Source organism: Nonomuraea sp. NPDC001684, assembly GCF_053596515.1.
This window is the reverse complement of sequence record NZ_JBSFGJ010000432.1, coordinates 1-7,940: the sequence shown is the minus strand read 5'-3', so window position 1 is coordinate 7,940 and position 7,940 is coordinate 1. Positions and strand designations below refer to the sequence as shown.

Here is a 7,940-nt window from a genome sequence, read left to right as displayed (position 1 = left end):
CCTGGAGCTCGTCGATCAACCGGGACGCCTCGGCCTTGCTCAGCCCGCCGGGCACCTCCCTGCCCACCTCCCTGGCCAGGGTGTGCAGGTAGGACTCCTGCGGGCCGGTCATGGGCTCGTCGCCGGTCGTCCACTCGTCGGGGTCCTTCTCCACCGGTCCGTGACTCATGCTGACTCTCCTCGAACTCACGTTCTCCTGGGGCAGCACGCCATGCCCGAACAAGCGCGCCGCAAACGCGAGGTCGCCCGCCGGTGGTCCGGCGGCTCTGTCCGGGCACTCGCCTGACCGGCGGCGGAAATGCCCGGGTCCGGGAAGTTCCTGCCATACTGGCGGGCGTGATGCGCAGGGTCGCGGCCGTGGTCGGGGACCTGGTCGCCGCGTTCGAGCTCGGGATCGTCTGCCAGGTGTTCGGGCTGGACCGCACCGACGACGGGCTGCCCGTGCACGACTTCGCGGTCTGCGCGGCGGAGCCCGGCGCCATCCCCACGACCTCGGGGTTCGCCGTCCACGTCGAGCACGGGCTCGACCGGCTCGCCGAGGCGGACCTGGTGGCCGTCCCGGCCTGGCCGCGGCTCGACGCGCCCGTCCCCGCCGCCCTGCTGGCGGCGCTGCGGGAGGCGGTCGGGCGCGGCGCCAGGGTGCTGACCGTCTGCACCGGCGCGTTCCTGCCGGCCGCCGCCGGGCTGCTCGACGGCCGGCGCGCCACCACCCACTGGCAGTTCGCCGACCTGCTCGCCCGCCGCCATCCCCGGGTCACCGTCGAGCCCGGCATCCTGTACGTCGAGGACGGCCCCGTGCTCAGCAGCGCCGGAGCCGCGGCCGGGATCGACGCCTGCCTGCACCTCATCCGGCTGGAGTACGGAGCCGCCACGGCCAACGCCCTGGCCCGGCGCCTGGTCGTACCGGCCCATCGCGCCGGCGGGCAGGCCCAGTACGTCGAGGCGCCCATGCCGCCGCAGCGCACCCCGTACGAACTGGCGGAGCTGCTCGACTGGATCCAGGAGCACCTCGACCGGCCGCTGACGGTGGAGGCGCTCGCGACGCGCGCGGCCATGTCGCCGCGCACGTTCGCCCGGCGGTTCAAGGACCTGACGGGCACCACCCCGCACCGCTGGCTGCTCGAACGCCGCCTCCAGCTGGCCGAGGAGCTGCTGGAGACCACCGATCTGAACGTGGAGGCCGTGGCCGTCCGAGCCGGGTTCGGCGGCGCTGACACCCTGCGCCACCACTTCGCCGCCCGGCGCGGCGTCGCCCCCGCCACCTACCGCCGCGCCTTCCGCCGCCTTCCGTGACGCCGATCCCTACGGTCGCGCCACGGGCTGGTCCGGCGTGCGGGCGGGGGAGAAGGGGCCGCTCAACGCCGCCCACTGCAGCAGCATGATCGTTTTGGCGTCGGCGATCTCGCCCCGCCGGATCAGGTCGAGGGCCTGGTCGAAGTCGAGCTCCACGACCTCGATGTCCTCGCCCTCCGCCGCGACCCCGCCGCCCGCCGAGGTGCGGGTCGCGGCGCTGTACGGCGCGGCGTAGAAGTGCAGGCGTTCGGTCACCGACCCCGGGCTCATGTAGACGGAGAAGACCGGCTCGACCTCGCCGACGGTGTGGCCGGTCTCCTCGGCGGCCTCGCGCCGGATCGCCTCCTCCGGCGCGTCGTCGTCCAGCAGCCCGGCCGCGGTCTCCAGGAGCATCCCGTCGGGGTGCCCGTTGACGTAGGCGGGGTAGCGGAACTGCCGGGTCAGCAGGACGGTGCGGCGGGCGGGGTCGTACAGCAGCACGGTGGCGCCGTTGCCGCGGTCGTAGGTCTCCCGCTGCTGGGTGCTCCAGCGGCCGTCGGCGTGCTGGTAGTCGAAGGTGGTGGTGCGCAGGACGTACCAGTTGCAGGCCAGCAGCCGCACGTCGCGCACCCGCACCCGGGGGTTGCCGGTCAGGTCGCGTCCCGCCTGGTCCAGGCCGGTACGGCCACGCCGGTCGGGCACGTCGAGGCCCGCGGTCACGACGACCGTCCACACCCGGCGGACGCGCCCGCCGTGGGGAGGTGGCAGCCGGGAGGAACCGGCCTGTCCGCCGCTCTGCCCGCGCGGGCAGGAACGGGCTGTCGTGCCGATCGTGCCGTCATGTCGCCCTTTCGTCAGGGGTGCCGGATCCCGGTCACCGAGTATGGCAGGAAATTCCCGTATATGAGCAGTACTGCCACTGCCTCGCGATCCCCCTCCCGCGCAGACTCGGACCATGACCGCAAGCGCGTACCCCCGTTCTCCGCTCGTGCCCTCCTTCCCGCTGCCCGGCCAGGGGAAGGAGCGTCACGCCGTCGCCGTTCCGGCGCCCGGTCGCGGGCCGCAGCACTGGGCCGGCGCGCCGAGCGCCACGCTCGACGCCGACGGCACGTACGTCCTGGCCTACCGCGTACGCGCCGGCGGCGAGGACCACAACGCGGTGGCCCGCTCCACGGACGGCGAGCGGTTCACCACGGTCGCCGTCCTGCCGCGCGGCCGCTTCGGCGCCGCGATGGTGGAACGCCCCGCCCTGGTACGCCTGCCGTCCGGCCGGTGGCGGTTGTACGTCAGCTGCGCCACGCCGGGGACCAGGCACTGGTGGATCGGCGTCGTCGAGGCGGCGTCCCCGGAGGGCCTGGCCGGGGCGGACGTCCGGCCGGTGCTCACCGGCGACGCCCGGACCGGCGTCAAGGACCCGGTGATCCGGTACGACGGCACCGGATGGCGGGCCTGGATCTGCTGCCACCCGCTGGAGACGCCCGGCGCGGAGGACCGGATGAGCACCGCGTACGCCACCAGCCGCGACGGGCTGAACTGGCGGCCGCACGGCACCGTCCTCACCGGCCGCCCCGGCTTGTGGGACGCCCGCGGCGCCCGGCTGACCAGCGTCCTGCCCGACGGCCGGGCCTGCTACGACGGACGCGCCTCGGCGGCGGAGAACTGGCGCGAACGCACCGGCCTCGCCACGCCCGCCGGCGCGACCGGGGCCGGCGAAGCGCCGCTGCTGGCGCCGGTGGACGGGCCGCCGGTGGCCGACGTCCGCTACCTCGACGTGCTCCCGCTCCCCGACGGCGCCCACCGCCTCTTCTACGAGGCCCGGCTCCCCGACGACAGCCACGAACTGCGCACCGAACTCGTGACGTGACAGGCCCGGCCGTCGCCCCGGCGGCCGCTCTCTACAATGGCCGGGTGAATCTGGATCGGGCCGTGTGCGGCACGTGCTGAGCGCGGCGGGGCTGGGCGCGGAGGAGGAGGCCGCCTACCGGCTGCTGGTCAGGACCACCGAGGTGGAGTCCGACGCCCTGGCCGAGGAGCTGGGCGTGCCGGCCGAGGTGGCGCGGCAGGCGCTCGGCTCGCTGCTGGCCAAGGGCCTGGCGCGCGCCGTCGCTGGCGAGCCCGGCCGGTTCACGGCGGTCGCCCCCGACGTCGCGCTCGCGGCCCGGCTGCACCGGCGGCAGGCCGAGGTCGACCGGGCGCGGCACGCCATGGAGCAGCTCACGGGGGAGTACCTGGCGCACGCCAGGCGGCGCGAGGCCGCGCAGCTCATCGAGGTGATCACCAGCCGGGCGGCGCTGCGCGAGCAGCTCCGGCTGCTCCAGGACGGCGCCCGGCACGAGGTGCTCAGCCTCTGCCGGGCCGGGCACGTGGCGATGAGCTCGCAGGAGAACGGCGAGGAGCTCGCGGCGCTGCGGCGCGGCGTCGGCTACCGCGTCATCTACGAAGGGGCGTTGCTGGAGGAACCCGGCATGCTGGTCAACCTCGCCGACGGCATCACGCTGGGAGAGCAGGCCCGCGCGCTGCCCGTCCTGCCGGTACGGATGATCATCGCGGACGGCGAGCTCGGCGTGCTCCCGCTCATCCAGCACACCGACGGCCTGACCCAGCTCACCGCCGCGCTGATCCGGCCCAGCAGCCTGCTCGACGCCCTCAAGGCCCTGTTCGAGAGCCTGTGGGAGCGGGCCACCCCGGTCAGTCTCACCAACCCGGGCAGCCCGCTCGACGCCGACCATCTCTACCTGCTGTCGCTGCTGGTCGCGGGTGTTCCGGACAAGTCGATCGCCACCCAGCTCAAGATCTCCCAGCGGACGGTGCAGCGCAGGATCGCCTACCTGATGGAGCGGGCGGGTGCGCAGACCCGGATGCAACTGGCCTGGCACGCCGCCCGCGAGAACTGGCTCTGAGCGATCAGTAGGCCCTGATCACCGTCTGCTGGACCGTGTTGCCGGCCGAGTCGGTGGCGGTGACCCGCAGCGACGGGTGCGGGCGCAGCACGATCGCGTCGTAGCGGCCGCCGCCGAGCGGGATCACCGGCTGCCGCCGCCACGTCGCGCCGTCGTCGTAGGACAGCTCCAGCTTCAGGTCCTTCGCGCGCGCCCCGGTCACGCCCTCCTGATGCCGTACGGCGAAGCCCACCAGACCGGGACGCTCCGGGCGCACGTCATAGTCGACCTGCAGCAGCGGCAGCACCCGGTCGCCCGGCTTGGAGCGGAACGTCCAGGCCGTCTCGGTCGCGATGGCCGTGGTCCACTCCTCCGAGGTGCGCCTGGTGGACAGCTCCAGCCGGTAGGCGGCCTCCTGCGGCGCCGCGGGGAACGCGCCCCAGGCGGCGTCGCGCTCGGCCACCAGCGTGCCGTTGCGGAAGAACCGGGCCGAGGCGGTGTCGTTGTCGACGCCCGCCCGGGAGACGTGCCCGGAGGAGTCCACGAACTCGGGGACGCGGATCTCCAGCGTGTCGCCCTCCCGGGTGGACGGCTTCAGCCAGCCGGGGATCGCCGGGCGGACCACCGGGGCGTGCCAGCTCTCGCTGATCCGCGTGCCGGGCTGGTAGGTGCGCGGCTGCTCGGTCATGCCGTCGAGCAGGCGGCCCATCTCGTCCCAGACGTACTGGTGGTTGACGAGGTGCTGCCAGTAGGAGCCGTCGGCGCTGACGTACTCGGTGCGGCGCAGCGGCGTCCTGACGATCCGCTGGGTCTCCATCTGCTGGCCCAGCGCGTACGACTGCCAGGGACGCCAGCCGAAGCGCTGCTCCTTGGCCCAGCCGAAACCGCCGTTGTCGGCATAGGTCGTGGTGACCCGGGCGGTGTTGCCGTCGTTCACCTCATGCACGATCTTGTCCGGCACCCGGCCGTCGGAGACCTGCATGACGTCGTAGAGGTAGGGCGAGTCCATCTGCCCCGTGACCTCCAGCTTGGCGTTGCCCTTCTTCATCCGCTCCAGCATCCGCTGCCCGTCGTCGCCGGCGACCACCAGCGCCGGGATCGGCAGGTCGGCGCCGACCGGCCTCCAGCCGTGGCCGAACGCGTCGTCGGGGGAGAGCACCAGGATCACGGCGACCGCGCCCGCCTTGATCGCGGCCCCGGACGGGTCGGACCAGTCGATGTCCTCGCTGCGGATGACCGCGGCCTTTCCCTTGGCCCCGGCGGCCCCGTCGGCGAGCCGCCACATGTGCCGCCCGTCCACGGCCGGCGACCCGCCCAGGAAGCCCATCGGGTACGGCTCGCCCGAGCCGGGCACGCGGACGGTGAGCTTCGGCGCGACGAGCTGCCAGCGCGAGGCGAACTCGAACGAGCCGTCCCGCACGGGCTGGGTCGGCGAGACGTTGAGCCCCTCGATGACGTCGAAGTTCATGACGCCCTGGGAGATCTTGCGCGAGCCGAACGCGCGATGGGTGAAGTAGGTGTAGATGCCCACCTGTTCGGCGGGTTCCTTCGTTTTGATGGTCACCGGGGTGGTCTTGCGGAAGTCCAGCACCACGTCCAGGTCGCGGTCGACCTTGAGCTCGGGGATGACGACCATGCCGTCCCTCGGGTGCGTGCGGCCCCAGCCGCTGCCCAGGTTGAGCGACTGCGTCATGTAGGTGCCCTCGGACACCTCCACGGTCAGCCCTTCCTGGGGCAGCCAGGTGAACAGGTCGTCCTGCTGCGAGGCGCCGAACATCGACAGCGTGTCGGCGCCGGTCGGCCTGCCCGCGGCGTCGACGGCGGTGAAGCGGACCTTGTGCTGCGGTCCCTTCCAGGTCAGCGCCAGCGTGGTGTGCACCTGCTCCGTGCCCGCCGTGGCGGTGACCAGCCCGCCGTACCGGCCGAAGGAGAGCTCGGCCAGGTCCACCGTGACCTTGACGTCGGCGGTGCCGCCCGCCGGGACCGTCACGGACGCGGCGCTGAGCTCGGCCTTGTCCAGGGTGGCGGCCAGCTGCAGCGTGACCGGGGCGGCGGTGCCGTTGGCGTAGGTGATGGTGCCCTCGGCCGTGGCCGGGCCCTGGTCCTGCTGGTGCTTGCCGAGGTCGACCACGCCGGTCGCGGTCACGCCCTGGCGCACCGCGCGGGCCACGTCCAGGCGGCCGGCGCCGGCGTCGTCGATCTGCTGGCCGGGGATGGGCTTGGCCGAGCCGATCAGCGCGTCCTTGATCTGCCTGGCCGTCCAGGCGGGGTGGCGCTGCTTGACGATCGCGGCGGCCCCGGCCACGTGCGGCGTGGCCATCGAGGTGCCGGAGGCGGCCGTGTAACGCTCGTCCACCGGCTCGCCCATGCTGGTGCCCGCCGCGCGGGCCGCGACGATGGCCACGCCGGGCGCGGTCAGGTCGGGCTTGGGCGCGTCGTCCAGGCGCGGGCCGCGGCTGGAGAACTCCGCGAGCGCGTCCTTGCCGTCGACCGCGCCGACGGTGAGCGCCGAGGTCGCCGCGCCGGGCGTGCCGACGGTGAACCGGCCGGGGCCCGAGTTGCCCGCCGCGACCACGAACAGCGTGCCGTACCGGGCGGTCAGCTCGTCGGCCGCCTGGCTCAGCGGGTCGGTGCCGTCGGTGGGGGTCGAGCTGCCCAGGCTCATGTTGACCACCCGGACGCCCTCGGCGGCCGCCTGCCACTGCATCGCCGCGATGATCTCGGAGTCGCTGCCGCTGCCGTTGTCGCCCAGCGCCTTGGCGATGACCAGCCGGGCGCCGGGGGCGACGCCCTTGTACCTGCCGTTCGAGGCGGCGCCGCTGCCCGCGACGATGGAGGCCACGTGGGTGCCGTGGCCGACCCGGTCGGTGACCTCGTCCGGGTCGCCGCCGCCCGGGCTGCCCTCGGGGACGAAGTTGCGGGCCGCGGCGATCCTGCCCTGCAGGTCGGGATGCGCGGTGTCGATCCCGGTGTCGATGACGCCCACCTTCACGCCCGTGCCGTCGTAGCCGGCCGCCCAGGCGGTGGGGGCGCCTATCTGCGTGTTGCTGACGTCGTCGAGCGCCTTGACCTTGCCGTCGAGCCACACCTTGCGCAGGCTGCCCGCCGAGGACCTGTCGGCGCCGAGGCCCTGTTCGCGTCCGAGGGACTGCCAGAACGCGGCGGCCTGCTTCTTGTCCACCTTGATCGCGGCGCCGTCGATGCTGTCCAGCACCATCGGCCGCGCGCCGCCCTTCAGCGCTCTCGCCTTGTCCGCCAGCTCGCCGGCCTTGGTCTCGGGCGGGTACTGGACGATGAGGGGGATCTGTGCGGACTTGGCGTCTCCGTACCCGTTGGCGGCCAGGTAGTCGACGTTGAACAGTTCCTTGTCAAGGATGCCCTGGGTGACGTAAGGCCCTGCGTCAGCGGGGATCACGTAGTAGCCGTGATCGTCCTGCCGGGCCTGGAACGTCCGCACGTCGCGGCCGTCGCCGGGGTCCAGCGTGGCCGACGCGTGACCCTTGCCGTCGTTGGCGTAGGTGACGGTGTCCCCGGTGATCAGCGTGATCCTGACCGGTGGGGTGCCGGTCACCCGGGTATCCGACTTGGCGGGCGCGGGTGACGTGGTCGTCGCGGCGGCCGATCGCGGCACCGCGACGAGTGGCCCGGCGAGTGGCACGGTGAGTGCGGCTGCGAGTAAGGCCACGAGTCTGCGGCGCCGAGGGGTGGACAGCATGCGCACAACTCTCTCCAGACTGAAAGATCGGCCACCGTCGCCCGTGCGCGATGGAGATCGTTTCCTCGCTGACC

At 73.5% G+C, this 7,940-nt stretch carries 6 protein-coding genes; 3 read left to right on the top strand and 3 right to left on the bottom strand.

The genetic code is table 11. The features are described from left to right. The coding region (locus ACWCSD_RS42685) for a DUF3072 domain-containing protein (RefSeq protein WP_449923681.1) at positions 1-169 on the bottom strand (169 nt) is incomplete at its 3' end. A 170-nt stretch (positions 170-339) separates the two neighbouring features. On the opposite strand from ACWCSD_RS42685, the gene ACWCSD_RS42680 reads away from it, so the two are divergent. Continuing rightward, positions 340-1,293, top strand: coding sequence for a helix-turn-helix domain-containing protein (locus ACWCSD_RS42680; RefSeq protein WP_449923678.1), 954 nt, complete (start codon positions 340-342; stop codon positions 1,291-1,293). Positions 1,294-1,302: 9 nt separating this feature from the next. Here the strand turns inward: ACWCSD_RS42680 and ACWCSD_RS42675 are convergent, their stop codons facing one another. After that, positions 1,303-1,992 carry an NUDIX domain-containing protein gene (locus tag ACWCSD_RS42675; protein ID WP_397162855.1) on the bottom strand — a complete coding sequence of 230 codons (690 nt, stop codon included), beginning with the start codon at positions 1,990-1,992 and terminating at the stop codon, positions 1,303-1,305. Positions 1,993-2,227: 235 nt separating this feature from the next. Between ACWCSD_RS42675 and ACWCSD_RS42670 the strand changes: the two genes are divergently transcribed. Together ACWCSD_RS42670 and ACWCSD_RS42665 are read left to right on the top strand one after the other, a co-directional pair. Beyond that, a complete protein-coding gene (locus tag ACWCSD_RS42670) occupies positions 2,228-3,136 on the top strand; it encodes a hypothetical protein (protein ID WP_397162853.1) in 909 nt (302 codons plus the stop codon). Between the two features lie 64 nt (positions 3,137-3,200). Then, on the top strand, positions 3,201-4,172 hold the full coding sequence (locus ACWCSD_RS42665; RefSeq protein WP_358296920.1) for a helix-turn-helix domain-containing protein: 972 nt from the start codon (positions 3,201-3,203) through the stop codon (positions 4,170-4,172). A 4-nt stretch (positions 4,173-4,176) separates the two neighbouring features. Here ACWCSD_RS42665 and ACWCSD_RS42660 read toward each other — a convergent pair whose 3' ends face one another. Continuing rightward, on the bottom strand, positions 4,177-7,722 hold the full coding sequence (locus tag ACWCSD_RS42660) for a S8 family peptidase (RefSeq protein ID WP_449923672.1): 3,546 nt from the start codon (positions 7,720-7,722) through the stop codon (positions 4,177-4,179). Positions 7,723-7,940 lie beyond the last annotated feature (218 nt).

Excerpts from the sequence above, each read along its gene's own strand:
- ACWCSD_RS42670 (WP_397162853.1), top strand. The coding sequence starts at position 2,228 with ATGACCGCAAGCGCGTACCCCCGTTCTCCGCTCGTGCCCTCCTTCCCG.
- ACWCSD_RS42680 (WP_449923678.1), top strand. The coding sequence starts at position 340 with ATGCGCAGGGTCGCGGCCGTGGTCGGGGACCTGGTCGCCGCGTTCGAG.